Annotated in this window: 23 protein-coding genes and 1 pseudogene; 20 read left to right on the top strand and 4 right to left on the bottom strand. The window is 48.4% G+C overall.

Going from position 1 to position 24,978, the window contains the following annotated elements; genetic code table 11:
• Positions 1-34: 34 nt before the first annotated feature.
• The gene (locus tag EL268_RS15670) at positions 35-1,012 is read right to left on the bottom strand and encodes a glutaminase (protein ID WP_106655176.1); all 978 of its coding nucleotides are present in this window, start codon (positions 1,010-1,012) and stop codon (positions 35-37) included.
• A 268-nt stretch (positions 1,013-1,280) separates the two neighbouring features.
• On the opposite strand from EL268_RS15670, the gene EL268_RS15665 reads away from it, so the two are divergent.
• From EL268_RS15665 to EL268_RS15655, 3 genes and pseudogenes are all read left to right on the top strand, one after another.
• The gene (locus EL268_RS15665; protein WP_115984380.1) at positions 1,281-2,540 is read left to right on the top strand and encodes an ATP-binding protein; all 1,260 of its coding nucleotides are present in this window, start codon (positions 1,281-1,283) and stop codon (positions 2,538-2,540) included.
• A gap of 4 nt (positions 2,541-2,544) precedes the next feature.
• A complete protein-coding gene (locus tag EL268_RS15660; RefSeq protein WP_106655178.1) occupies positions 2,545-3,477 on the top strand; it encodes a response regulator in 933 nt (310 codons plus the stop codon).
• A 69-nt stretch (positions 3,478-3,546) separates the two neighbouring features.
• Positions 3,547-3,711: pseudogene (locus EL268_RS15655) on the top strand (TetR/AcrR family transcriptional regulator); the annotation flags it as partial.
• Positions 3,712-3,823: 112 nt separating this feature from the next.
• On the opposite strand, the gene EL268_RS15650 reads toward EL268_RS15655, so the two are convergent.
• The gene (locus EL268_RS15650; protein WP_106655179.1) at positions 3,824-4,423 is read right to left on the bottom strand and encodes a GNAT family N-acetyltransferase; all 600 of its coding nucleotides are present in this window, start codon (positions 4,421-4,423) and stop codon (positions 3,824-3,826) included.
• Between the two features lie 155 nt (positions 4,424-4,578).
• Between EL268_RS15650 and EL268_RS15645 the strand changes: the two genes are divergently transcribed.
• The 3 genes from EL268_RS15645 (at position 4,579) to EL268_RS15635 (ending at position 7,225) form a co-directional block, all read left to right on the top strand.
• Positions 4,579-5,241 (top strand): GntR family transcriptional regulator, encoded by a 663-nt coding sequence (locus tag EL268_RS15645; RefSeq protein ID WP_106655180.1) that lies wholly within the window; start codon positions 4,579-4,581, stop codon positions 5,239-5,241.
• An 11-nt stretch (positions 5,242-5,252) separates the two neighbouring features.
• Entirely contained in the window at positions 5,253-6,599 is a 1,347-nt protein-coding gene (locus EL268_RS15640) for a serine hydroxymethyltransferase (RefSeq protein WP_106655181.1), read from the top strand.
• A 137-nt stretch (positions 6,600-6,736) separates the two neighbouring features.
• Positions 6,737-7,225, top strand: a complete 489-nt coding sequence (locus EL268_RS15635; RefSeq protein ID WP_106655182.1) for a MarR family winged helix-turn-helix transcriptional regulator — start codon at positions 6,737-6,739, stop codon at positions 7,223-7,225.
• Positions 7,226-7,237: 12 nt separating this feature from the next.
• Here the strand turns inward: EL268_RS15635 and EL268_RS15630 are convergent, their stop codons facing one another.
• Complete coding sequence (locus EL268_RS15630) at positions 7,238-8,134, bottom strand: NAD-dependent epimerase/dehydratase family protein (RefSeq protein ID WP_106655183.1); 897 nt, start codon at positions 8,132-8,134, stop codon at positions 7,238-7,240.
• Between the two features lie 168 nt (positions 8,135-8,302).
• On the opposite strand from EL268_RS15630, the gene EL268_RS15625 reads away from it, so the two are divergent.
• The 7 genes from EL268_RS15625 (at position 8,303) to EL268_RS15595 (ending at position 15,546) form a co-directional block, all read left to right on the top strand.
• On the top strand, positions 8,303-9,310 hold the full coding sequence (locus EL268_RS15625; RefSeq protein ID WP_307724113.1) for a LacI family DNA-binding transcriptional regulator: 1,008 nt from the start codon (positions 8,303-8,305) through the stop codon (positions 9,308-9,310).
• Between the two features lie 64 nt (positions 9,311-9,374).
• Positions 9,375-10,343 (top strand): sugar phosphate isomerase/epimerase family protein, encoded by a 969-nt coding sequence (locus tag EL268_RS15620; RefSeq protein WP_106655185.1) that lies wholly within the window; start codon positions 9,375-9,377, stop codon positions 10,341-10,343.
• A gap of 12 nt (positions 10,344-10,355) precedes the next feature.
• Positions 10,356-11,414 carry a Gfo/Idh/MocA family protein gene (locus EL268_RS15615; protein ID WP_106655186.1) on the top strand — a complete coding sequence of 353 codons (1,059 nt, stop codon included), beginning with the start codon at positions 10,356-10,358 and terminating at the stop codon, positions 11,412-11,414.
• Positions 11,415-11,447: 33 nt separating this feature from the next.
• A complete protein-coding gene (locus EL268_RS15610) occupies positions 11,448-12,776 on the top strand; it encodes an ABC transporter substrate-binding protein (protein WP_106655187.1) in 1,329 nt (442 codons plus the stop codon).
• A gap of 108 nt (positions 12,777-12,884) precedes the next feature.
• Positions 12,885-14,195, top strand: a complete 1,311-nt coding sequence (locus tag EL268_RS15605; RefSeq protein ID WP_106655475.1) for a carbohydrate ABC transporter permease — start codon at positions 12,885-12,887, stop codon at positions 14,193-14,195.
• Positions 14,196-14,207: 12 nt separating this feature from the next.
• Positions 14,208-15,035: a carbohydrate ABC transporter permease gene (locus EL268_RS15600; RefSeq protein WP_106655188.1), complete on the top strand. Its 828-nt coding sequence runs from the start codon at positions 14,208-14,210 to the stop codon at positions 15,033-15,035.
• 19 nt (positions 15,036-15,054) lie between these two features.
• Positions 15,055-15,546: an SRPBCC family protein gene (locus EL268_RS15595; RefSeq protein WP_106655189.1), complete on the top strand. Its 492-nt coding sequence runs from the start codon at positions 15,055-15,057 to the stop codon at positions 15,544-15,546.
• Between the two features lie 66 nt (positions 15,547-15,612).
• Here the strand turns inward: EL268_RS15595 and EL268_RS15590 are convergent, their stop codons facing one another.
• The gene (locus EL268_RS15590) at positions 15,613-17,022 is read right to left on the bottom strand and encodes a sigma-54 interaction domain-containing protein (protein WP_106655190.1); all 1,410 of its coding nucleotides are present in this window, start codon (positions 17,020-17,022) and stop codon (positions 15,613-15,615) included.
• Positions 17,023-17,253: 231 nt separating this feature from the next.
• Between EL268_RS15590 and pdhA the strand changes: the two genes are divergently transcribed.
• From pdhA to EL268_RS15555, 7 genes are all read left to right on the top strand, one after another.
• Entirely contained in the window at positions 17,254-18,321 is a 1,068-nt protein-coding gene (pdhA, locus tag EL268_RS15585; protein ID WP_106655191.1) for a pyruvate dehydrogenase (acetyl-transferring) E1 component subunit alpha, read from the top strand.
• Positions 18,318-19,301: an alpha-ketoacid dehydrogenase subunit beta gene (locus EL268_RS15580; protein ID WP_007721659.1), complete on the top strand. Its 984-nt coding sequence runs from the start codon at positions 18,318-18,320 to the stop codon at positions 19,299-19,301. Before pdhA ends, EL268_RS15580 begins: the two co-directional genes overlap by 4 nt.
• 17 nt (positions 19,302-19,318) lie before the next feature.
• Positions 19,319-20,620 (top strand): dihydrolipoamide acetyltransferase family protein, encoded by a 1,302-nt coding sequence (locus EL268_RS15575; protein WP_106655192.1) that lies wholly within the window; start codon positions 19,319-19,321, stop codon positions 20,618-20,620.
• Positions 20,621-22,066, top strand: a complete 1,446-nt coding sequence (gene lpdA, locus EL268_RS15570; protein WP_106655193.1) for a dihydrolipoyl dehydrogenase — start codon at positions 20,621-20,623, stop codon at positions 22,064-22,066.
• A 131-nt stretch (positions 22,067-22,197) separates the two neighbouring features.
• Complete coding sequence (locus EL268_RS15565) at positions 22,198-22,548, top strand: VOC family protein (RefSeq protein WP_106655194.1); 351 nt, start codon at positions 22,198-22,200, stop codon at positions 22,546-22,548.
• A gap of 154 nt (positions 22,549-22,702) precedes the next feature.
• The gene (locus EL268_RS15560) at positions 22,703-22,960 is read left to right on the top strand and encodes a hypothetical protein (protein ID WP_106655195.1); all 258 of its coding nucleotides are present in this window, start codon (positions 22,703-22,705) and stop codon (positions 22,958-22,960) included.
• A gap of 183 nt (positions 22,961-23,143) precedes the next feature.
• Complete coding sequence (locus EL268_RS15555) at positions 23,144-24,628, top strand: amidase family protein (protein WP_106655196.1); 1,485 nt, start codon at positions 23,144-23,146, stop codon at positions 24,626-24,628.
• Positions 24,629-24,978: the final 350 nt, after the last annotated feature.

Genomic DNA, 24,978 nt, shown 5'->3' with positions numbered 1-24,978 from the left:
TCGAATTTAGTTATAAATTTTTCCTTAGTATTCTCTAAAAAATCGTTACATCCCATTCCTGAGCCATATGTTTTAACAAAGAAACGCCCGCTACACTGTTTCCACAACCATCAATGGAAGGACCAAAAATACCGATTCCACAGCCATCTTGAAACGGTGAATGTGGTTTGCGGTTAGGAGGAACCAGTGTCATGATTCCGCCAGAGACGCCACTTTTTGCTGGCAAGCCAACATTCGCGGCGAATTTGCCCGATGCATCGTACATGCCGCAGGTGAGCATCAGTGCTTTGGCTAAACGGACGACATCTTTCGGGAGAACCTGTTCGTTGCGCATCGGATGGTAGCCATCGAGTGCCAAAAGGAGACCGATCAAGGCGATTTGTTCGGTGGTTACCTCAATCGAGCATTGGGTGAGATAAACCTCCAATGCCTCTTCCACTTCACAGGCCAGATAGCCCGTATCCTTTAAATAATGGGCGAGTGCCCGGTTTCTGTGAGAGTTTTCCCATTCGGAAAGAAACACTTCCTCGTTCACCATTGGCGTAACACCAGTAATTTTACTGAAAAATGCATACAAGTAGCGCAGTTTATGATCCGGTGTTTGACCAGGGAGAAGTGAAGAGGTCGTAATCGCTCCCGCATTGATCATCGGATTAAAAGGCTTACCTGGCTTGTTCATTTCCAGACGGATAATGGAATTGAATGCATCTCCAGTCGGTTCTACATCTACCCGATCCAACACGTAAGGGATACCATGGTAGCAGCAAGCAGCAATAAAACTGATTACTTTGGAAATACTTTGCATTGTGAAAGGGACATCCCAGTCACCCGCCGTGTGCATTTTTCCTGTAGGCTCGATGATACAAATGCCTAACTGATTCGGATCTGTTCTGTACAAAGCAGGGATATAACTGGCACATTTTCCTTCAGATGCCTTGGAACGATATTGTTCCACCCATTGCTGTAATTCATCCACGAGTAAAACCTGTTGAATCAACGCCTGTCCCCCCAAAAATCGAATACATTGCTCTTACGCGAAGAGGAGAGAAAGCGCTTCCATGCTTCGCGAAAATACATATAATGAACACTTTACAACCACCCTACAAAATAAAACAAAAACTCACAGATTGTTTCATGTGAGTTTCCCATTTTTTTTTTGAGACTTGTCCTACAAGCATATCCTCGGTAAAAATAGATAGGGGCATCTAGAAACAACATGGGAAGTGAAAGGTGTGCGTGCACAGACACAAGTAAAACGAGATTGGTATATATTGGCGCTCATGCTTATTACGGTCCCTTTGGCAGGGGAGTTGAAATTTTATCCCGTCAATGAGACGTTTCGAATTAGCTTTGGAGCTCCTACCTTTTTCTTCTTTTTATTACTGTTCCAAAGAATTCCATCTGTTTTCGCTGGCTTTTTAACGGGGATTACAGTCGTATGCTTTCGGATTGTGATTGACCTCATCGCCGGGAATCATACAGCATGGGAGGCTTCTCTCCAAGCGCATTATTCTAGCTTTTTCTTTTATTTCACTTATTCTGTTCTGTTTTATTTAACCGGAATGCGTCGTTTTCACAACAGGACGATTTTGGTTGGATTGATGGGAATGGTCATCGAGGTATTGGCTGATCTCATTGAGGTTCTCTCGCAACATGTCCTGCTGGATACCGTCCTCACATGGGGAGCAGTGCAAGAGATGCTCGTCATCGCTCTTTCCCACAGCTTTATCGTGATTAGTTTTCTCAACATGATGAAGCTGTACGAAGCACAGTCGCGAGAGCAACAGACAAGAAAACAGAACGAACACATCCTTATGCTGATTTCCACCTTGTATGAGGAGTCGATTCATCTGAAAAAAACACTGCAAAATGCCGAGAGTATTAGTATGAAGTCATTCGAGCTATACCAGGGCTTACAGGAGCTTCATAAGAAACAGGTGGCTACAAAGGTAGAGAGCTTTGCCAAGAAAGCATTGATTGTCGCAGGCGAGGTTCACGAGATTAAAAAGGATAACCAACGCATTTTTGCAGGACTTCACAAGCTGATATCCGATGAAAGCATCACGGATTACATGGATATCCATCAGCTCGTGGACATTATCAAACGAAGCAATATGAAGTATGCAACTTTGTTGGAGAAGGATATACAAATCACAGCTTCCATTACGGGGACACATCCGCTCTACCATGTATTCATGATGCTTTCCCTGATCAATAATCTGGTGGCAAATGCTGTAGAAGCCATCCAGCAAACAGGAGCCATTTCCATCGAAATTGATCGGATAGGCGATCTTGTGGAAATCAGAATCAACGATGACGGACCGGGAGTACCTCCACGGCGAAAGGCTTTGCTGTTCAAGCCTGGCTTTACTACGAAATACGATCAAACCGGCAACCCCTCTACAGGGATCGGACTGTCTTATGTACAACAATTGGTGGAACAATGGCAAGGGGAAATTTCCTTACAGGATGGAGTAGATGGCAAGGGGACAACATTTCTCATGCGACTACCAATTGATCCGATAACGAAGAAAGAGTGAGAAGATGCTGTTTTATTTAGTAGATGACGATGATGCTGTTCGCCTCATGTTGACGGAAATCATAGAAGACGAGAATCTGGGCGAAGTCGTTGGGGAAGCATCTGACGGCTCGTTGGTAGACGGTCATACGTTAACCGCACGCAACGTAGATATTTTGCTGATCGATTTGTTCATGCCCAACCGGGATGGGATTGAGACGATTCGCCAAGTGAAGCCGACATTCACAGGAAAGATCGTCATGATTTCTCAGGCAGAAACGAAAGATTTAATCGCCCAAGCTTACGCCCTTGGAAGCGAATACTACATTATCAAGCCTGTAAATAAGATTGAAGTCGTTACGATCCTCCAAAAAGTGATCGAGAAAATTCGCCTCGAGCGTTCGATACGGGACATTCACAAATCGCTGAATGCCGTCATGCAAGTGGACCAGCAGCCTTCCGGACAACTTCGTCCGTCACAGGGCAAACCACTTCGCGAGGCGGGGCAGTTCCTGTTAACGGAATTGGGTATCGCGGGAGACAATGGAAGCAACGATTTGCTTGATATTTTGGACTTCTTGCATGGATACGAGCAAACGCATACGTTTAAAAATGGATTTCCTGCCCTGAAAGAGATCTTTGTGGCAGTAGCACAGGACAGGCTCGGAGTAGCTGTGGACGATCCACAAATCGCCAAGGTTGTCAAAGCTTCTGAGCAGAGAGTCCGCCGAGCGATCTATCAGTCGCTGAATCATTTGGCGTCTCTTGGGCTTGCGGACCTTTCGAATTGGAAGTTCGAGAATTACGCTTCGCAGTTTTTTGATTTTACGTATGTGTGGAAGAAGATGGCGGAGTTAAAGAGCAATGCCGCATCGCCGAGTTCGGATATTCGGATCAATATGAAAAAGTTCATTCAAGTGCTGTATGGAGAGGCGAAGCGCATTCAGTCAGAAGCATGATTGTTCTGTGTCTGACGTGTAGAGGTAAGTCCTGATCATGGTGATTAGGGCTTTTTGTTTTGTATGGGAATGCATTCTTTGCCAGAGCACAGGGTGATCGTGATTACAGGTGCCGATCATAAACCAACGTTGACGCTCTTCATAAAAAAAGGCTACCACGCGACCTCAATCGACGATGTAGCCAAACAGGCCGAGATATCGAAGGGACTGCTTTATGATTATTACAAAGGCAAAATTACGGAAAGCGAAATCATTGGTTTTGCAAAATCACGCATGCGGAAGAAGACTAGACAACTTTGTGAAGTGATAGAGAGAGCATTCGGATTATAGATTTTTTGGCTGACCATTATTTGGTTAGCAGCATCTTCTTCATCGTGTATGTCTCATTAAAGCCAGCTTGTTTCCGAAAAAGTCGTTGCTTCTTCGACTTCACAATCGTAAATCCGTGCTTTTGATAGAGGCGTATCGCGTTGGTATTCGTATCTACCACTTCAAGGTGGAAGTCGCGATATGGTAAATGCTCAAAAAAATAGTTCAGTAGTGCAGTAGCTACTCCTTTTCCACGTGATTCGGGTGACGTAGCTACGGATTCAATAAAACATTCATCAAGGTGCACAGCAAGTGGAGAATGGAAGTGCCAGGAAAAAAAGCAATAATACACCCACCCCTTGAAGGTACCAAATGCTTTCTGCATGCGCTTTTTATCAAAGCAGAGAGGACGTTGAGCCATCGTTGAGTATGCCATAATGCCTATGACTTTCCCGTTCCATAGAGCAGCGTAATAGAGCTCGGTGGCGAATGAAGGTTTCATAAAATCAACGAGAACAGCTCGATCCCGCGATAAAAGAGTCATCATCTCGGGATAGCTATCGATGAAAACGTTGGCAGCTTCCTCTAGCCGCACATTATCAAGCTCGGTAAAGCTTTTGATCAACAGCGTCTCCACGTTTTTCCCTCCTACATTCAGTCCTGAGCCAAGCGGAAAATGAGATAGTTAAGTGTATTCACTCAAGCCTAAAGCAAATTCCAACCAAACCGTTATCTACTGTTATCTAAATATTTGAAATTGACAGAAATAAATAAAACCAATATATTGGTTTTATGGATACAAACCTAATCAAACAAATCGAACGGCCCTCATTACGCGAACAGGTATACCAAGGCTTGAAGAAAGCGATCGTCATGCTAGAGCTAAAGCCAGGACAACGAGTCAACGACAACGAGCTGGCGGCTTTATTTGGCGTGAGTCGAACACCTGTGAGAGAAGCGCTCAAACGGTTGGAGGACGAAGGTCTTATTGAATCCGTTCCGGGCTCTCTAACACGGGTAACACCCTTACATGAAAAGGAGGCGAAGCACGCTTTTCCGGTTGTTGCGGCCTTGCACGCGTTGGCAGCACGATTGGCGATGCCATTTGAATCGGAGGGCATCCGTAGTCTGGAGCAGTGGAATGAAAAGCTGCAGGAAGCACTCGAACAGCAAGATGTGATCAAAGCGATTGAAGCAGATGACGGCTTTCACGAGGTGATCCTCGAGGCTGCGGGCAATCGTGAAATCTACCTGGCACTTGAGCGGGTTGTACCAAAAATTCGGCGTTTGGAATTTGCTCGGTTCGGTTCCTTAGAAGGGGTGGAATCAGTAGAACAGCACCGCAGAATCATCGAAGCGATTCGAGACAACAACAGTCAGCTTGCCTCTTCTTTGATGGAAGAAAACTGGATCAACCTTGGCAGATTGCTTACGGACCATTCCAAAGATGAATAGGGGGTAATGGCATGAGTACGGTTGAAATGAAGGGGGAAGTACATGATTCACGTGTTCTGCAATGGGCGCGATCCATTATTGAAGAGAGTCCGTCCCACCGTCTGATTCAGCAAGAGATCGTGAATGCTGTCAACCGCAATGCGATTTGGAGAGGCGAGGAATGCTTGAATTTGCTCGCACCCGAAGCACCCACCACGCCCATCGTACGGCAACTGCTCGCTTCTGAGGTAGGTACTCGCGCTGCGGAAGGACATATCGGCAGCACGCAGAGATGGTTCGCAGGCACGAAATATATCGATGAAATCGAAGCGTTATGTGTCGAGTTGTTGAAAAAAGTATTCCAAGCCAATTTTGCTGACCATCGCTTGGTAGCGAGCATGATCGGGAACATGACGGTCTACGCGGCGTTAACGCAACCGGGCGATACGATTATGACGATTGCGCAACCGTTTGGGGGGCATTCCAGCAATCGGGTGGACGGGCCTGCTGGCATTCGCGGTTTGCAAATTGTCGATGTGCCAATGGACCCCGTTGAGCTTACCGTTGATCTGGACGAGTTCGCCAAAGTCGCACGGCAAGTTAGGCCAAAGCTCGTTACCCTAGGTGCGTCCATGACTTTATTTCCATTCCCGCTGAAGGAAATGGCTGAGATCGTGAAAGAATGGGGCGGGCGCATTTATTTTGATGGCGCACACCAGTTGGGGTTGATTGGCGGCGGTCAATTTCAGGACCCGTTACGTGAAGGGGCATGTGTGATGACCGGCTCTGCTGGAAAAACGTTTAGTGGCCCACAAAGCGGCATCATCGTCTGGAATGACCCGGAACTGTCGGTACCGATTACAGATGCCATTTTCCCAGCTCTTGCCGCGACACATCAAGTCAACCGGGTAGCGGCACTAGCAGCGGCGGCGGCAGAGTTTTTGGCGTTTGGCAAGGAATACATGGCACAAATTGTGACGAATGCACAAGCACTGGGAAAAGCATTCGATGAACGGGGAATTCGGGTGCTTTGCGCGCACAAAGGCTATACCCGTACACACCAAGTGATATTGGACGTAAAAGAGTTTGGCGGTGGTTACGAGGTAGGGAAGCGATTGGCAGAAGCGAACATCATCACGAACAAAAATTTGATTCCAGGCGACGGGCCAGAGGATTGGGACTTCCCAAGCGGTCTGCGTATCGGGACGACAGAAGTCACTCGCTTTGGCATGAAGGAGCAAGAGATGGACATGATTGCAGAGCTGATTGTAAGCGTGTTGTCAGGCAGGGAAAAGCCCGAGGTTGTCCAGCCAAAGGTGATCGAATTGCGCAGATCGTTTAGCAAGATGCAGTTCTGCTTCCCAGAACAGAGTAGGTAGGATTAACACCGTATGCCGGAGTTCAGACCTTGGCATACGGTGCTTTTTCGAGTGGTAAGTGGACTCTCATTCTTGACAATCTCATTTCCTTTCGTAAATAATCGATTGATACCATCAAAGAATGGGAGTCTAAACGGATGAGTACAGACCATACAAACTCGGATGCTACGATAGATCATACGACGAAAGAGCTGGCTCTCGTATTTGGTCAGTTAAAGCGGATCGGACATGTTTTCAGTCCTTCAAAAGATCTCCGTCAGAGCGAATTGAATTTGCTTGTTCACTTGACCTACGTAAGTCCACCAGGAACGAACGGCATCAGAGTTTCCGAGCTAGGCAAGCAGTTGAAAATAACATCAGCAGCTGTGACGCATGTCATTCAATCACTCGAACAGCTTGGGTTTATCACCCGTACAGTGGGACCCAAGGATCGACGCTCCATTCTCGTAGCCCCTACGAAAGAGGGCTTTGATTTTGTGGCAGCGCGGGAGGAAGAGCTGTTTAATCGTTTTCAGCAGCTGCATGAGCATCTTGGTACGGATGATGCGCAGGCACTCATACGCCTCTTAACAAAATCAATCAGATTCCTGCATACCTATCAGGATAGCGATGAATCACAACCATAGTGCGAAGATGGACTATGGTTTTTTATTGTTTTGATAAGAACCTTCCTCCAGCTCTTTGAGGATCGAGTTCGCAGAGGGGCTCCAATGCAGCTGTTGTTCCGCGCGCAATCCAGATATTCTCTGGTTGATGCTCGCCCCCCAAGCGGCTGGGCCTAATGCTTTGGCCGCATCCTCGTAGCTCCATGATTCCACTTTTTCTATCCCAGCTATTTTTGCAATTGAAGTCATGAGCTCTTTCGTCGTAATCATTTCCTTGGAAGTTGCATTGAATAATGAGCCTGGCTGTGCCCGTAAATAAGCGCATTCGTAAAGTCTCGCCAAGTCATCAACATCGATAGTAGACCATGCCGTTTGCCCGTCATCGATATAGTTGGCTGATTGAGAAAGCTTCGTCCTTCGAATCGTTGCTTGTACGAGTCCACCTCCGCGACCGTATACAAGAGTTGGACGTATGACGATTGTACAAATATTGCGCTCGGCAGCTCCTAACACCTCCTGCTCCTGGTTCACTTTCCACTGGAGAAAAGGCAAGGGATGGGGAGGGGAGTCCTCATCCACGACATTGTCGTACGTATCGTTATAGATCAGCGTTCCGCTCGTATAAATAAATGGCTTCCCTGTGCCTTCCATACCTTTCAGTATTGCCTGAACCGCTGCAACGTCCAGTTTTTCCATATCAGGTGTGTGCGAGATCGCCATATGAATGACACCATCGAAATTTTTAACACTTTCTGTTAACAGGGTGGTATCCGCAAGATCGCCAAAAATAGGGGTAAATCCTTTCGAGAGCAACAGCTCCGCTTTCTCTTCCGATCGAACAAGTCCAGCAACCTGATACCCCTGGGACTGAAAATGCTCGGCCACTACGGACCCGACATAACCGGTTATGCCTGTAAGGAAAACATTCATGACAAAACCTCCTTCATGTATAATTAATTTAGTAACTAAATTATTTAGTAACTTTCCTGCGAAGTCAACAGTGTTTATAATTAACTGAATATTGACAAAACGAAAAATGGGTGTTATTTTCACATTAGGAAAACGTTTACCCGTTACATAGAAAGTGAGTGAAGAACCATTCCTGTAACCATTAAAGACATCGCACAACTCGCCAACGTTTCCATCGCGACTGTTTCGCGCGTGCTGAATAATTCCAAGCCAGTCCGTCCAGAGCTGCGAGAAAGAGTCTTGAAAATTGTGCAAGAGACGGGCTTTCAGCCAAATGCGATTGCCAGGAGCTTGGTTAGCAAAGAAACCCGCATCATCGGGGTGATGATTCCCGATATCTCCAACAACTTTTACTCCAATCTCATTTATGGGATCGACAGCGTCATTAGCGAGTACGACTACAGCATGTTCTTGGCGATATCCGACGAAGTGGTTGACAAAGAGCTGAAGTACTTGCGATTGTTCAAAGAAAAACAAATCGATGGTGTCATTATCGCGAGTATTCATTTCCTGGAGGGCAATATCCAGACGCTGCAAGAGATTCAGGTCCCCCTTGTCGTTACCGGCCACGATTTGCCCGGCTATCAGATTCCGACTGTCAACGTCAACAATGTGCAAGCCTCCTATGATGCTACCGCCTACCTCATCTCGCAAGGCCATACAAAAATCGCGTGTATATCTGGGCCACTGTGGGACCCGCCGTGCGGTCTGGATCGCATGGGCGGTTACCGAAAAGCCATGCGGGCACATGATTTGCCCATCCATGAAGGATTCGTTGTGGAAGGAGAATTCACAGCCAAGAGCGGTTACGAAGCCATGCGCCGTATTTGTGAGGAGAAAATTCGTCCGACAGCGGTTTTTGTCGCAACAGACCTGATGGCGGTTGGCGTCCTCAATTACTTGTACGACCATGGCATTCGTGTACCAGAAGACATCTCCGTCATGGGCTTCGACAATTTGGAGCTCGCTTCACTTTCCCGCCCCATGCTCACCACCGTGCACAATGACCCGTTCATGTACGGAAAAGCCGCAGCAGAGCAGTTACTCAGACAAATCCGCAATGAACCCGTAGAGAGAATGAGCACCGTCCCACACCAACTCGTGATTCGCCAAACTGTAAGCGCTTTACTGGAGTGAGGCAACAAGTCTTACCATATAGAAGAAGCAAGCGAGTTTACGCATTCAAAAGGGGTGAAGAGATATGAAGCTTGGCGTATTTACCGTTCTTTTTAGCGAGAAGACGTTCGAAGAAATGCTGGATCATGTGAAGGCAGCAGGTTTAGAGGCGGTGGAAATCGGAACAGGCTGCTATCCGGGCAATGCGCACTGCAATTTGGATGAGCTGTTGGAAAGTCCAGAAAAAAGACGAGCGTACAAAAAAGCAGTAGAGGATCGGGGATTGATAATCAGCGCACTCAGTTGTCACGGCAACCCGTTGACACCAGACAAAAGCTTTGCGCAGCAGTCCCACGATACGTTTGTGAAAACGGTACAGCTAGCCGAGATGCTGGAGGTGCCTGTGGTCAATTGCTTTTCTGGCACGGCAGGCGACCACGAAGGAGCGAAGTACCCGAGCTGGCCTGTTGCTCCTTGGCCTAATGAGTATCGTGACGTGCTCCATTGGCAATGGAATGAGAAGCTCATCCCGTACTGGCGCGAATGGACTGCGTATGCGACTGAGCATCATGTCAAGGTTGCGTTGGAGCTGCATGGCGGCTTTCTCGTTCACACGCCAGGGACACTGCTAAAGCTGCGGGAACAGGTAGGCGAGGGAATCGGGGCAAACTTCGATCCAAGTCACATGTGGTGGCAAGGGATTGATCCGGTAGCTGCGATCAAAATCTTGGGCAAGGAAAAAGCCATCTATCATTTCCATGCCAAAGACACGTATATCGACCAGGAAAAGGTAAACATGTACGGGCTGACGGATATGAATTCCTACGCCAATTTACATGAACGTGCTTGGTATTTCCGAACCGTAGGCTATGGGCATTCACAGCAGACGTGGGCAGATATGATGAGTGCACTGCGTATGAATGGATACGATTATGTCGTGAGCATCGAGCACGAGGATGCCATCATGTCGATTGAGGAAGGCTTTCAGCGCGCTGTTCAAAACTTGCAGCAAGTCATCTTGCGAGAACCAGTCCAGAATCTATGGTGGGTCTAGGAGGGGGAAAAAATGACGAATCGACGCAAATGGAAAATCGGAATCATCGGTGCAGGGGGGATTACAGAAGCACACTTGGAGGCGATCAAGGAAGAGCCGCGAGCAGAGGTAGTTGCCATTGCAGATATTTCCGCAGAAATGGCTTCCTATCGGGCGAAGCGGCATGACATTCCGCAGGTTTTCACCGAATACGAGACGATGCTGCAAGAGTCTGATACGGACGCGATCATTGTTTGTGTCCCGAACTACTTGCATGCAGAAGCAACCAAAAGTGCGCTTGCAGCAGGCAAGCACTTGCTGTGCGAAAAGCCGATGGCGATGAATGCCCAGGAAGCAGAAGATATGATCGAAGCTGCGAAGAAAGCAGACAAAATCCTCATGGTAGCACAAAACAACCGATTCCGAAGCGATTCCCTTCAAGTCAAAACATGGCTGAAGGAAGGAAAGCTAGGGAACATTTATCACGCCAAGACCGGATGGGTCAGACGAAATGGGATTCCAGGATGGGGAAGCTGGTTTACGCAAAAAGAATGGGCAGGCGGCGGTCCGTTGATTGATATCGGCGTACATATGCTCGATTTGACCTTATGGCTCTTGGACCATCCAAAGCCTGTATCCGTCCTCGGGCAAACGTACGCGCAATTCGGGCCTCACAAACGCGGCTTGTCAGAGTGGGGAAGGATCGATGATAACGGGAAGTTTGACGTGGAAGATATGGCAGTGGCGATGATCACCTTTGAGAACGGATTGTCGCTTACGCTCGATGCGAGCTGGGCTTCTCACATCGAAGAGGAAAACGTTTTCCTTCAACTATATGGACAAGAGGGTGGCGCATCCCTTCGTTTATTGGATAACCAATTCAGGCTTTACCACGAGTGGAACGGCGTAACTGCCTCGACAGAAATAACGACAAAGCCTCAAAAAGAACGCGTACTCTTATTCCGTAATTTTATCGACGCCATCGAAGGGAAGGCAGAGGTTCTCTGCACACCGGAACAAGCCTTGTACATCAACAGATTGATCGAAGCCATCTACGCATCTGCACAAAAGGGTGAAGCAGTCCGTTTTTAGGTTTTCTTAACATGAGCATAGGGGGTTACTTAGATGAAAGTTGCGAAAAGACTTACATCCGTTGGACTTACCTTATTAATGGCCTTCTCATTGGCAGCATGTTCCTCTACACCTCAGCAAGCCTCTACGGATTCGACCCCACAGCCAGCGACACCTACCACGACAGAGCCAGCACAACCCGCAGCCGAAAAAATCAAACTCGTCTACGCACGTGGGAAAGACGCGACGGATTCCACCAAAAAGCTCGTCGAAGCCTTCCAAAAAGCCAATCCGAATATCGAAGTAGAAATCCGTGAGATGCCTGCCGATTCCGGGCAGAGTCATGATCAATACGTGACAATGTTTAGTGCGCAATCCTCCGAGATCGATGTATTTGACCTGGACGTTATCTGGCCGGCTGAGTTCGCACAAGCGGGTTATCTCCTGCCGCTCGATCGCCTGATGGAACAGGACGGGATCGAAACCGGAAAATATATCAAAGGGGCTATGGATGCCGGGAACTTTGGCGGTCAGCAATGGACCATGCCAAAGTTTATCGACGCGGGTCTCTTGTTTTATCGCAAAGATCTCGTAGCCGAAGCACCAAAGACGTGGGATGATCTGATTGCCCAAGCAAAAGCAACGAAGGGCAAGGGAGGCACGAAGTTCGGCTACTTGATGCAAGCCAAGCAATATGAAGGATTGGTTTGCAACTTTGTCGAGTTCAGTGCATCGTACGGTGGAAAAATTTTGGATGAACAAGGCAAAGTAGCGGTCAACAATCCGGCTACGATCAAAGGGTTGAAAAAAATGATCGAAGTCGTCAAATCCGATTTCGTCCCAACCAATATCACCACATTCATGGAGCCGGAATCACACACCGCATTCCTCGAGGGGCAGGCACCTTTTATCCGCAACTGGCCATACCAGTTCGCGTTGGCGCAGGATCAGACCCAGTCCAAAATCGTTGATCAAGTCGGGATCGCTCCACTGCCAGCAGGCGATGCAGGCTCCGCAGCAGCACTCGGCGGTTGGATGGGCGGAATCAACAAGTTCTCGAAGCACCCGAAAGAAGCATGGGAATTCCTCAAATTCATGACAGGTCCAGAGGGTCAGAAAATATCCGCTGTAGAAGGTGGGCTCGCACCAACCTACCTGCCAGCCTACGAAGATGCCGATGTTCAAAAAGCCAGTCCGTTGTTTGCCAACAAAGATTTCGTCGATGGCGTAAGCGCTGCAGTATCTCGTCCAACGACTCCGATCTATCCAAAAATTTCGGAAGTGATCCAGATCGAGGTGTCCAAAGCACTCGCAGGGCAGCAAACAGCCGAGCAAGCGGTGCAAAACATGGAAACACAGATGAACGATTTGATGAAAAAATAAGCGGCAACATGTGGGGCTTCCAAGGGGGTCTAACCGGCTTCCTTGGAAGCTGCACAACGATCAGGCAAGCACAAGCAAGCTTCTAGCGGGAAGGAAGGTGGTGAACGGATGAATCGGACAACCAAAATGTCTCTCTCAGAAAAACAGATGGGGTATTTGCTGATTTTTCCTGCACTGCTCATCATACTTGTTATCGCGATTTGGCCTGTCATGCGATCCTTTTGGATCAGTCTGCACGACATCCGGTTGAACGACCCGACGAAATCAGAGATTCACTCTTCATACGGACTAGATATGGAGCGCTACGTCAGCACGTTACCCAATCTGCTCCGGTATGTAAAGCGGGAGGCGGACTCTGCAGAAGGGTCATCAAAGGAAAAATTGAACGCGCTCCAAGCGCAAATCGAGCAAATGAACACTTCCCTCAACCAAACAGGCGAGGTCGCGAGCCGATACCAAATGATCGATCAGCTATTGCTGGACTTTAAACCAGTCCCCACAGAACTCAAATATGTGAGCCTCTCCAACGAACAAACAGAGTCAATCAAAACCAGCTTGGCGGAAGTCAGAGCGGTCCTTTTGCAAATGAGTGAACAAAAGCTGCTTTCGAAGCCAGAGGGTGCTCTTGGCGTGATCCAAGGCATTGAAGCTTCGATTATCGAGCCCAACTTTGTTGGCTTTGCCTACTACAACAAGTTTTTAACGGACGCTCGGATGTGGGGGGCTCTGTACAATACGGCGTTTTTTACCGTTATTTCCGTTGCCATTGAATTGGTGCTCGGCATATTGATTGCACTGTTGATCAATCGACCTTTTCGTGGAAGGAGTCTTGTTCGAGCAACCGTGTTAATACCGTGGGCGATTCCGACTGTTATCTCCGCGATGATGTGGAAGTTTTTGTATGACGGGCAAAATGGCATCGTTGCCTATCTTTTTGAGCAGGCAGGGCTGATCTCAGATATGGGGATGCTTCTGACGACAAAGGCTGGGGCCATGTTTTCCGTAATTTTGGCAGATGTGTGGAAAACGACGCCATTCATGGCTTTGCTCTTATTCGCAGGCTTGCAAACGATCCCGCAAAGCTTGTATGAAGCAGCTTCTGTCGACGGTGCCACCCGCACCCAGCAATTTTTCCGTATAACGCTGCCGATGCTGAAATCAACGATTCTGGTGGCGTTATTGTTCCGTACACTTGATGCATTCCGTGTATTTGATTTGATTTACACGCTGACAGGTGGGGCACCTGGGAACTCGACCGAGACCATTTCCATTTACGCGTACAAAACGATGTTTGCTCAAATGAGTTTCGGAGAAGGATCCGCGCTCGCAGTTATTGTATTTTTATGTGTGGCGTTGATCTCCATCGGCTATGTCAAAATATTGGGAGCTGATCTGCTGAGTGATGGCAGTGGCAAATAAGGAGGTGATTGGATGCGCAAACATACGGGTCCCTTGTTTTACGTCGGTCTACTGCTATTCATTTTTCTTGTGATGTTCCCGTTTTTATGGATTCTCCTCGCAGCATTGAAGCCACCAGCGGAGCTGTTTGGAGAGCGAGCCTTTCATTTTATCATCCAAAACCCTTCGTTTGACAACTTTGTCCGTGTCTTCACGGAAAGACCGTTTGCCCGTTACTTGTGGAATTCGACTGTCGTGGCGACGTTAACCACTCTCTACTCCATTACGATCGCTTCTTTTGCTGCATATGCGATTGCCTGGCTGTCCTTTCGGGGAAAGACCATTATATTGGGTGTCGTACTGGCTGTGTCCATGTTTCCGCAGATCGCAACTATTTCACCTATTTTTATGTTCATGCAATCGATGGGCTTAACGAACAGCTACATAGGCCTGATCATTCCTTATACAACTTTCGCACTGCCGCTTGCGATCTGGAATTTAACCATCTTTTTTCGCAAAATACCGAGTGATTTGGGCGAAGCGGCCAAAGTAGACGGGGCGAGCATTTGGCAGACGATGACCAAAGTGTTTTTCCCACTCGCCATGCCAGGGGTTTTTACGACCGCCATCCTCGTTTTTATAGCAGCGTGGAATGAATTTTTATTCGCCTTGACGTTGAATACGCAGGAAGCAATGAAGACTGTGCCTGTGGGAATCGTCATGTTTCAGGGAATGTTTACAATCCCGTGGGGGGAAATATCTGCGGCCTCCATCATTGTGACGATCCCGCTCGTGGTGATGGTGTTGATTTTCCAGAAGCGGATTATCTCAGGACTGACTTCTGGGGCAGTAAAAGAATAAAAGGGAGTTACTCTATTATTTGTCTCGCAAGTGTGATTATGATACGGTGGAAGCAGCAATCAGAAAGAGAGTTGACGAGCGCATGAACAATCTTACAAAATTTCAGATTAACAGGCCTGCCCATGAAGTGTTCGAAGCTTTCGTGGACCCGGCGAAAATCGGCAACTTCTGGTTCTCTTCCAGCTCGGCAAGGTGGGAGGAAGGAAAGAACATTACGTTATTCTACGACATTTACAACGCAGAAGTAGGCATTACCGTTCGCGAAATCGAAGTGGATAAACGAATCTTTTTCCAGTGGGCCGGAGAAGAAAATACCGTAACGATTACGTTAAAAGCGGTGGATGAAGCCACGACGATCATCGAAGTGAACGAAGAGGGTTTTCAAGAAAATGATCCTGCGCTCCTTCAAAAAATGGTCGACAATAAAGAAGGCTGGGTTTATGTCTTAAGCTGTTTGAAGGGGTATCTGGAGCATGGGATCAACACGTTAAGAGAAGGGCTTGTGAAATAGGTCTGGATGTATTGCGAGAATAATGAGAAAGCCCGAACCTACGTGTATCGGGCTTTCCCTTTTGCACTATTTAATGCCGAGGCTGCGTTTTTTTCTAACAAGCGTAGATATGTTCACTTGCAGCTTATCCGCACACTGCTGCATGGTGTCTGTCTCTTTCAAGAGGCGTTGGATATACGCTCGTTCAAACCGTTCAACTGCTTCTTTTAGCGGCAACGGTTCATCCATTTTGGCGAGATGGAGCGGAAGGGCTGTCTGTTGCGTATTCCGAATGGACGCCGGCAGCTGATCAAACGTAATTCGCCCATTTTCACACATGTGGAAAGAACGTTCCACCACATTTTTCAGCTCGCGTGTATTCCCTGGCCAATCATAATCCATCAGTGCCTCCATCGCATCTGTTTCGATGCGCATTTCTTGCTGGTACTTCCATTCAAGCTTTTTCAAATAGTAGAAAATGAGAGCCGGAATATCCTCGCGACGCTCACGCAAGGGTGGAATGGTGAGGGCAAGCACGTTTAACCGATAGAACAAATCTTGCCGAAAACGCTTTTGTTCCACCATCGCTTCCAAATCACTATTGGTGGCAGCGATGATACGCATGTTAACCTGACGCGATGTTTTTCCCCCGAGTCTGCGAATCCGTCCATCCTGCAAGACATTCAAGAGCTTCACCTGTAAAGGAAAAGGGAGGTCTCCAATCTCATCGAGAAAAATGGTTCCTCGATCCGCCAGCTCAAACAATCCCTCCTTCGATTGACTTGCCCCCGTAAATGCGCCTTTCTCATAGCCAAACAATTCTGACTCAAGCAAATGCTCGGGAATAGCCCCACAGTTAATCTTGACGAATTCACCAGTTCGTCCGCTTTGGGCGTGAATGTAGCTCGCCATGACATCTTTTCCGACACCAGACTCGCCTAGCAAAAGGATGGGGGAGTCGTTGGTCGCAAAGCGTTTGGCGAGTGAAGCGATTCGGTGCATGAGCCCACTGCGATAAATGATCTGCTCGTCAAAGTCACCGTCGGTTTGGATATGCTCTAACGCCCTTTGATACGCGGAATTGATTTGACGTGTTTCCTCCAGCTCCTTCTGAAGCTGATTCAGCTCTGTGACGTCACGCACATTTCCCACCACAAACAATAATTCCTTGTTTGAATCGAGCAGCGGGGTAGCTGTGTTGATCGCTTGCCGGCCGTTCGCATAATCGATCACGACACTATGCGTTTGTTTTGTCAAAATCGTACGTACAGCAGAAGAGTCCGGAACAAGGTGCATTTCCTTTTGCTCCATAAAGCTAAAATTATTCAAGATGTCGGCGGGAACTCCCGTGATGTTCAAGTACGCCTCATTGTAGAGCAGGACGTAGCCGTTACGGTCACAGATTGCCAATCCATCGTGGGACGTACTGAAGATAGTCGTCAGCAATTTTGCCAGCTCATGATTGTCACTGGCCTGGAAATACTTGGTTTGATACATCGAAGTCCTCCTAGATAGGCTTGTAAACGGAATAATCAGAACTAATCATTGGTGTGCAATCATGCATATGCAAAAATGATCATTTCCGAATCGCTTTGCTGTGAAATCGCTTTCAAATGTTTGGCATGCTATTTGCTCTTCTATAGGAACGAAAGCAGAAGCAAGACGATCAGAATCACATTATCGAAAGACACCGCGGTGTTTTTCATTGAAAAAGAGAGGGATGATTTCATGTCTTCATTATATCAGGTATTGAGTCCAGCGGGTGAGCTGGTAGGCGATCTCAAGGGGCAATTAGACGAGGCGACGATGATCAAGATGTATGAAAATATGGTGCTAGTTCGCCAGTTTGACCGCAAGTCGATTAACCTGCAACGACAAGGAAGAATGGGTACGTATGCTCCCTTTGAAGGGCAGGAAGCTTCGCAAGTTGGAAGCGCGATGGCATTGACACCTGGAGATTGGCTTTTCCCAACCTACCGCGACCATGCGGCAGCGATCGTCCATGGTCAATCCATGGCACGCGTGTTCCTCTACTGGATGGGACACATGGAAGGGAGTATCAGCCCGAAGCATTTGCACATCATGCCGCCATGTGTACCGATCGCGACTCAAATGGTCCATGCTGTAGGGACTGCTTGGGCGAGCAAGCTGCAAAACGAAAAGCATGTCAGCATCGCCTACTTTGGTGACGGAGCAAGCTCAGAAGGCGATTTTCATGAGGCATTGAATTTTGCAGGCGTGTTTCAAACGCCAACCATCTTCTTCTGTCAAAACAACGGTTTCGCGATCAGCGTTCCGTTTTCACAGCAGTCTGCATCGAAAACGATTTCACAGCGTTCGGCCGCTTATGACATCCCTGGAATTCGGATAGACGGCAATGATATTTTCGCTGTTTGGCTGACCATGAAAGAAGCCATGCAACGGGCGCTGGACGGCAAGGGACCGACGTTGATCGAAGCCGTGACCTTCCGCTATGGCGCACACACAACCGCAGATGATCCGAAGAAATACCGGGATCAAGAGACTTTGTCCGAGGAATGGCGTCAAGAACGCGACCCACTCCAACGACTGCGTGTGTATCTGGAGAGTCAGGGCTTGTGGAATGAAACAAAAGAAGCAGAGCTGATTGCACGGGTGAATGAACAGATCGACGCTGCTCTTGTCGAAGCAGAGAGCTATCCGAAGTCCAAACCGGAAGACATGTTCAAGCACGTCTACGCTGAACCATCGTGGATGGCAACGGAACAGGAGAGCGAGCTCGTCAAGCCATCGAAGCAGGAGGGAATCCCAGCATGAAACGCAAACTGACGATGATTCAAGCAATTACGGAAGCCATGGATCAAAAATTGGCAGATGATTCTCGCATTATGCTGCTCGGCGAGGATATTGGCGTGAATGGTGGCGTGTTCCGGGCGACGGAAGATTTGATTCACAAGTACGGTCCGGACCGTGTAGTGGACACTCCGCTTGCTGAAGCGGGAATAATCGGGGCGGCAATCGGTCTTGCCATGAACGGGAAAATTCCTGTGGTCGAGATTCAATTCCTTGCCTTTATTTATCCGGGCTTTGAGCAAATTGTTTCTCATGCTGCACGCATGCGCTATCGGACTCGCGGACAGTACCATGTACCGATGGTCATCCGCACGCCGTACGGGGCTGGGATTCGCGGTCCTGAGCTGCATTCGGAGAGTGTCGAAACGTTTTTTGCCCATGTCCCGGGCTTAAAGGTTGTGGCACCAAGCACACCTTATGATGCAAAAGGCCTGTTGATTGCAGCAATGGAAGATCCTGACCCGGTCATTTTTTTGGAGCCGACCAAGCTCTATCGCGCATTTAAACAAGAGGTTCCGGAAGAAATGTATCGTGTGCCCATCGGAAAAGCGAAGGTCGTCCAGGAAGGCTCGGATGTATCGATTTTTGCCTGGGGAGCGATGCTTCGTGTCGCGGAGGATGCTGCGAAACAGATCGAGCGCGAAAACGGCTTGAGTTGTGAAGTCATTGATCTGCGCACGCTCTATCCATTAGATCGGGATACGATCATCGCCTCGGTCAAAAAGACTGGACGTGCAGTTGTCGTACACGAAGCGCATAAGACTGCTGGGTTGGGTGCAGAGATCATTTCCATCATCAATGATGAAGCATTGATCTACATGAAGGCTCCCGTGAAACGGATTACCGGATTTGACGTACCCGTCCCGCAATTTAGCATCGAGGATGACTATTTGCCAACGGCTGAACGCGTGAAGGACGGCATTATGGAAACGGCTACGTTTTAAGAGAAGGAGCGAGTCATATGGTTGAGTTCAAGCTTCCTGATGTGGGAGAAGGTATGCATGAAGGAGAAATCGTAAAAGTACTGGTTCGCACGGGTGAATCCGTTCAACAGGATCAGCCATTGCTGGAGGTGCAGACAGACAAGGTGAATGCCGAGCTGTCTGCGCCAGTGACAGGTATCATTCGTGAGATTTTCATCTCGGAAGGGGAAACAGTAGAGGTCGGAACTACCCTTCTCGTGATTGATGGAGGTACAGAAGCAAAGAAAGAAGAGATCAAGCTTCCAGAAAAGGTCGTAAACCCGGATAAGACAGTCAATTTTGCACCAGCTCGTGCTGATCACCGGCGCTCATTGGCCACGCCATACGTTCGGCAGCTGGCGCGGGAAATGAAGCTGGATATCGAGCTGGTCACGGGTACAGGAGCAGCGGGGCGTGTGACGGAAGAAGATTTGCGACAATTCGCCAATCGACTGCAAAAATCAGCACCAGCTAAGTTCCCGACCACGGCTACTGGCAATGAGCGTCTGTTGGAGGCAAGTACAGTGGCGGTTGAGACTGAGCAGGTTGTTCAGCCGAAAACAGGAACCGTTACTCGTGCAGCTACCTCGCCGCAGGGAGATATCGAACGCCTACCGTTAAAAGGCATTCGGAAAAAGATTGCCGAGCATATGGTGAAATCAGTCACAATTATCCCGCATGTTACTTCTGTCGATGAGCTGGAGATGGATCAGCTGCGTGCTTTGCGCGAAAAGTTAAAGCCACATGCGGATAAGCGAAAGATCAAGTTGACCTTCCTGCCGTTCTTTATCAAGGCGCTGGTCATTGCACTGAAGCAATTCCCGACGCTGAACGCATCGATTGACGAACGTACGAATGAAATCCTGCTCAAGCGCTTTTACCATATTGGCATTGCTACCGATACCCCTGAGGGCTTGATTGTACCAGTCATCAAGGATGCAGACCACAAATCGATCTTTCAACTCGCAGAAGAAATCGATCAACTGGCACGATTGGCACGCGAAGGCAAATTGACGATGGAGCACATAACAGGCGGCACCTTCACGATCAGCAATGTAGGACCAATCGGGGGACTGCAAGCAACTCCCATCATTAATCACCCCGAAGTGGCGATTATCAGCTTGCACAAAATGGAGAAGCGCTGGGTTGTACGTGAGGATGAAGGGGTTATTCGCTGGATGATGAACCTGTCACTCTCGTTTGATCATCGCCTGATCGATGGTGTGACGGCGGTGCGTTTTACCAACCGGATCAAGGAGCTGCTGGAAGATCCGAATCTATTGTTTGCGGAGATGGTATAGATGGTAGTCGGTGAAGTAGCAGTCGAAACAGATGTGGTTGTCATCGGTGGTGGTCCAGGAGGTTATGCAGCCGCTATTCGTCTTGGACAGCTGGGGAAATCGGTCGTTCTGATTGAAAAGGAAGTACTGGGTGGGGTCTGCTTGAATCGCGGATGCATCCCGTCAAAAGCTTTGATTCATACAGCAGGTGAATACTACAAGCTAAGTAGTCTAAATAAGCTGGGAATCCAACTGCCAATAGGGAAAGCGACCTTCCATATGCCGAGTTGGCAGACATGGAAGTCTTCTGTCGTTGCTCAACTGAACAAAGGGGTCGATTATCTCTGTCAGGCCAATGGGGTTACAGTCGTGAAGGGGACAGCGACATTTCTCTCGAGTGATCGGATTGGCGTAGAGACGGGTGGCGATTTTGAAACGTACAAATTCAAACAAGCGATTATCGCGACAGGATCACGTCCATTCCTTCCATCGTTTTTGAAAACAGATGGAGAATATATTCTGGATTCTACAGATATGCTGGCACTGGATGAAGTGCCGGAAACACTGGCCATTATCGGCGGCGGCTATATTGGCATGGAGCTCGGGATGGCGTTCGCCAAGCTTGGATCGCAGGTGACCGTCATTGAGGCAGCCGAGCGCATTTTGCCGCAAACAGCCGCCCATCTCTCCCAGGAAGTGCTCAAGCAAGCGAAACAGCTCGGGATGACGGTAAAGATCGCGACAAAAGTAGAGAAGGCTGAGGTAACGAACGGAAGAGTCACGCTCGCATGCACTTCGGAAAAGAACGGTTCCGAAAGTATCACCGCACATAAAACGCTTGTCACCATAGGGCGAGTGCCTAACACAAGTGAACTTGGCCTTGCGCAGGCGGGAGTAGAAATGGACGAGCGCGGCTATATTCCCGTGACATCGACTGGCAGTACGAACAAGGCGCATATTTATGCCATCGGCGATGTAACACCTGGCCCTGCGTTAGCCCATCGTGCGACGAAGCAAGGGATGGTGGCAGCTGAGGTGATTGCAGGGCTGCCTAGCAGCGTAGATTCCCCTTATGTACCTTATGTGATTTTTACCGAGCCGCAAATAGCGGGTGTGGGGATGACACGTGAAGAGGCAGAGCTTCAAGGATACAAAGTCAAGGTAGCGGCGTTCCCTTATCGGGCGAATGGAAGAGCACTCGCCATAGATGAAGGAAAAGGTTTTGCAGAAGTGATAGTGGATCAGGAAAGCCATTTATTGTTGGGAATGCACGTTGTAGGTGCTGATGCATCGAACCTGATCGGAGAGGGTGTGCTGGCGCTTGAGCTTGCTGCACGTGTAGAAGATGTGGCGTTAACTATGCATCCGCATCCCACTTTAAGCGAGGTATGGCTGGAGGCTGCCGAAGCGGTATTAGGTCATGCCATTCATATCGTAAACAAATCAAAAGTAGCTGTAAGCAAATAGAATTATCGTGAAACCTTAAAGATACGTGACGGATATTCATGACAATGATCAGCCTCGGAGCCTATCAAGATTAGCATTTGCATGAATGTGCTACGCTTGAATTAATCTCATGCAAAGGATGTGTGGTCATTATGAAATTGAATCACGTCAATCTTACCGTTACGGATGTTCCAGCTGCTTCTGATTTTTTGGAGAAATATTTTGGCCTGAAAAAGTTAGATACTTCGGATGATGCCCGTGGCGAAAATTTTGGGGTCCTATTTGATGATAACGGCCTGGTGTTTACCTTGATGAAGGGTGTCGAAGTCCAATATCCCAAGACATTTCATATCGGCTTCATCCAGGAGAGCGAAGAGAAAGTCAACGAAATCAATCAACGCTTAAAAGAAGATGGTTACCAAGTTGCACCGCCAGTAAGATCGCATGGATGGACGTTTTATGTGAAAGCTCCTGGTGGATTTACGGTTGAGGTTCTTGCGTAACGCGTATACACATAGTCGAAAGCCCTCTTTTTCTCACAAGAAAAGGGGAGCTTTCTCTTTTCGTGCTCATAGATGTGATTGGCTTGCTCGCACCGGACTTGCTTTGGTATCGTAGGAGAGAAATGAGAGATAAAACGCGAAAGGATGACTATTGATGATCGCCGAAATATTCGGGAAAATTTCGCGTGCGGGAAGTAATTTATCGGATCGATTGGAAGATAAATTAACGGGGGATGTTTTCGGGAGCTTGCGCTATTTACCATTTGAAGCAGGATTACAGATGCTGTTGTCTGGCGTTCACTTTGAAGAGAGACGCGCCCAAACAGAGTGGAATCACCTTCTGGAGCGAACATCTGGCTATTCGTATGAAATGGAATTCTGGCCCAAATGTTTACTGAAAATAATGTATTAGACTCGAAAAATAAAGTGCTAGACTGTGAAAATATAGTTATAGACTAAGCAAATAAAGATTTAGACTTAATGCCGATCATTAGGCTAACTGGCAGTTTAGTTTTAATCGTTCTCTACAGGTCATTGCTTTTTTCATTTTGTTATTATTATAAGCAGAACATTGCAAAAAGGAGAGTCTCTCTGAATGGCCAGAACACTAAATGATAGTTTAATAGAGGTAGACATCGTTTCGTTGCAGTTGGCGATGGAATCAGGCGAGTTATCGTCAGCAGCTTGCGTTAGCTGGTATTTGGAACGAATCGAACGGCTCAACCCGAAGCTGAAAGCGGTGCTGGAAGTCAACCCGGACGCGATAGCGGTCGCAAAGAGACTTGACTCGGAGCGACGGGAACACGGGGCTCGCGGACCGCTTCACGGCATCCCGATCTTGCTCAAGGATAATATTGATACAGGTGACCGCATGCATACTAGTGCGGGTTCGGTTGCTCTTGCTGAACATTTCGCTCCAAAGGATTCGGCCGTGGCTGCGCAATTAAGGGCTGCGGGATGTGTATTCCTTGGTAAGGCAAACATGACGGAATGGGCTAACTTCATGTCGGGCACGATGTGGGCGGGTTATAGCTCCAGGGGCGGTCTGACGCTTAATCCTTATGGGCCCGGCGAGTTGTTTGTAGGCGGCTCGAGTTCGGGCTCTGGCGCGGCGGTTGCCGCGAATCTGTGTGCCGCTGCCATTGGCACAGAAACTTCGGGTTCGATAATCAGCCCGTCCTCACAAAACGGCATCGTCGGTATAAAACCGACTATCGGGCTCGTCAGTCGTACAGGAATCATTCCGATTACACATAGCCAAGATTCGGCCGGTCCGATGACGCGTACGGTCAGGGACGCCGCGATCTTACTCGGGGCCATGACGGCGGCAGATCCGGAAGATGCGGCTATGCTAGAGAATAGGCGAATAGCGTATACGGATTATACGCCTTTCTTGGACGCGAACGGTTTGCAAGGCGCGAGAATTGGCGTTCCGCGATATTATTATCGAGGATTGGACAAAGCCCGGGCGGTGATTATCGAGCGGGCGATCACCTTGTGCAAGGAACGCGGGGCGATCGTCGTAGACCCAGTATCGTTGCCATGCGAGAGTGCGAAGTGGGACTGGGACGTGATGCGGTTCGAATTCAAAAAAGGACTGAACGACTATCTCGCCAAAGCTGGCCCCGGCGCATTCGTTCGGTCGTTAGATGAACTCATAGCCTATAACGAAGCGAATCGCGACGTCGCGCTTAAATATGGGCAAGACACGCTGATCTGGTCGAATGGAACAAGCGGCACATTGTCTGAACAGGTGTACGCCGAGAGTTTGCGCCTTAACCATGAGTTATCCCGTGACCAAGGCATCGACCACGTGATACGCGAACATCGGCTGGACGCGCTGCTGTTCCTAGGCAACGAGGAAGGGATTGATTTGTCCGCGCGTGCGGGGTATCCTGCCATTACCGTACCGGGCGGGTTCGCAGAGACAGGCATCATCGCCGAAGGCGGCTATACGACCAAAGGGCCGCAGGGAATCACTTTCGTCGGAACCGCCTACAGCGAGCCTTCGCTTTTCCGTCTCGCTTACGCCTACGAACAAGCAAGCCAATACCGTTTTGCGCCGACAGATCCGGTTTAGTCTCCAATTCAAGTCCGTTAAGGAACAGTAGGCTTACTTCACAATAACCTAAAGGGTACGTTTGTTGAATGACACCAACGGCAAAATCTAAGACTTTATTTTTCAAGTCTTGGTCCACCGCTGTTTCTTTTAATGGATCAGTCTACAACTCATTTTTCAAAAGCTAACGATTTTTCAATTCAAAAACCGCGTCTATCAACGACCACCAGTCTAACTCTTTATTTTCACCGAACACCAAACATGAATTAGGAGAAATTGACCTTCGATTCACGCTTGAGAACAGCCTTATCGGGATCGAGGTCAAATATTTTAGCGGATTGTCATCAGAGGATGAAGATCCGTACATAAGC

Origin of the sequence: Brevibacillus brevis (assembly GCF_900637055.1) — a bacterium.
GTDB classification, from domain to species: domain Bacteria; phylum Bacillota; class Bacilli; order Brevibacillales; family Brevibacillaceae; genus Brevibacillus; species Brevibacillus brevis.
The sequence above is the reverse complement of the archived record's forward strand: the minus strand, read 5'-3'. Positions and strand labels throughout refer to the sequence as shown.

What these genes read in the sequence shown, in the direction of transcription:
- pdhA (WP_106655191.1), top strand. Translation starts at nt 17,254, where the DNA reads ATGTCTTCATTATATCAGGTATTGAGTCCAGCGGGTGAGCTGGTAGGC.
- EL268_RS15640 (WP_106655181.1), top strand. Translation starts at nt 5,253, where the DNA reads ATGAGTACGGTTGAAATGAAGGGGGAAGTACATGATTCACGTGTTCTG.
- lpdA (WP_106655193.1), top strand. Translation starts at nt 20,621, where the DNA reads ATGGTAGTCGGTGAAGTAGCAGTCGAAACAGATGTGGTTGTCATCGGT.
- EL268_RS15590 (WP_106655190.1), bottom strand. Translation starts at nt 17,022, where the DNA reads ATGTATCAAACCAAGTATTTCCAGGCCAGTGACAATCATGAGCTGGCA.
- EL268_RS15605 (WP_106655475.1), top strand. Translation starts at nt 12,885, where the DNA reads ATGAATCGGACAACCAAAATGTCTCTCTCAGAAAAACAGATGGGGTAT.
- EL268_RS15665 (WP_115984380.1), top strand. Translation starts at nt 1,281, where the DNA reads ATGCTTATTACGGTCCCTTTGGCAGGGGAGTTGAAATTTTATCCCGTC.
- EL268_RS15620 (WP_106655185.1), top strand. Translation starts at nt 9,375, where the DNA reads ATGAAGCTTGGCGTATTTACCGTTCTTTTTAGCGAGAAGACGTTCGAA.
- EL268_RS15555 (WP_106655196.1), top strand. Translation starts at nt 23,144, where the DNA reads ATGGCCAGAACACTAAATGATAGTTTAATAGAGGTAGACATCGTTTCG.
- EL268_RS15610 (WP_106655187.1), top strand. Translation starts at nt 11,448, where the DNA reads ATGAAAGTTGCGAAAAGACTTACATCCGTTGGACTTACCTTATTAATG.
- EL268_RS15645 (WP_106655180.1), top strand. Translation starts at nt 4,579, where the DNA reads ATGGATACAAACCTAATCAAACAAATCGAACGGCCCTCATTACGCGAA.
- EL268_RS15565 (WP_106655194.1), top strand. Translation starts at nt 22,198, where the DNA reads ATGAAATTGAATCACGTCAATCTTACCGTTACGGATGTTCCAGCTGCT.
- EL268_RS15630 (WP_106655183.1), bottom strand. Translation starts at nt 8,134, where the DNA reads ATGAATGTTTTCCTTACAGGCATAACCGGTTATGTCGGGTCCGTAGTG.
- EL268_RS15580 (WP_007721659.1), top strand. Translation starts at nt 18,318, where the DNA reads ATGAAACGCAAACTGACGATGATTCAAGCAATTACGGAAGCCATGGAT.
- EL268_RS15560 (WP_106655195.1), top strand. Translation starts at nt 22,703, where the DNA reads ATGATCGCCGAAATATTCGGGAAAATTTCGCGTGCGGGAAGTAATTTA.
- EL268_RS15635 (WP_106655182.1), top strand. Translation starts at nt 6,737, where the DNA reads ATGAGTACAGACCATACAAACTCGGATGCTACGATAGATCATACGACG.
- EL268_RS15615 (WP_106655186.1), top strand. Translation starts at nt 10,356, where the DNA reads ATGACGAATCGACGCAAATGGAAAATCGGAATCATCGGTGCAGGGGGG.
- EL268_RS15660 (WP_106655178.1), top strand. Translation starts at nt 2,545, where the DNA reads ATGCTGTTTTATTTAGTAGATGACGATGATGCTGTTCGCCTCATGTTG.
- EL268_RS15575 (WP_106655192.1), top strand. Translation starts at nt 19,319, where the DNA reads ATGGTTGAGTTCAAGCTTCCTGATGTGGGAGAAGGTATGCATGAAGGA.
- EL268_RS15600 (WP_106655188.1), top strand. Translation starts at nt 14,208, where the DNA reads ATGCGCAAACATACGGGTCCCTTGTTTTACGTCGGTCTACTGCTATTC.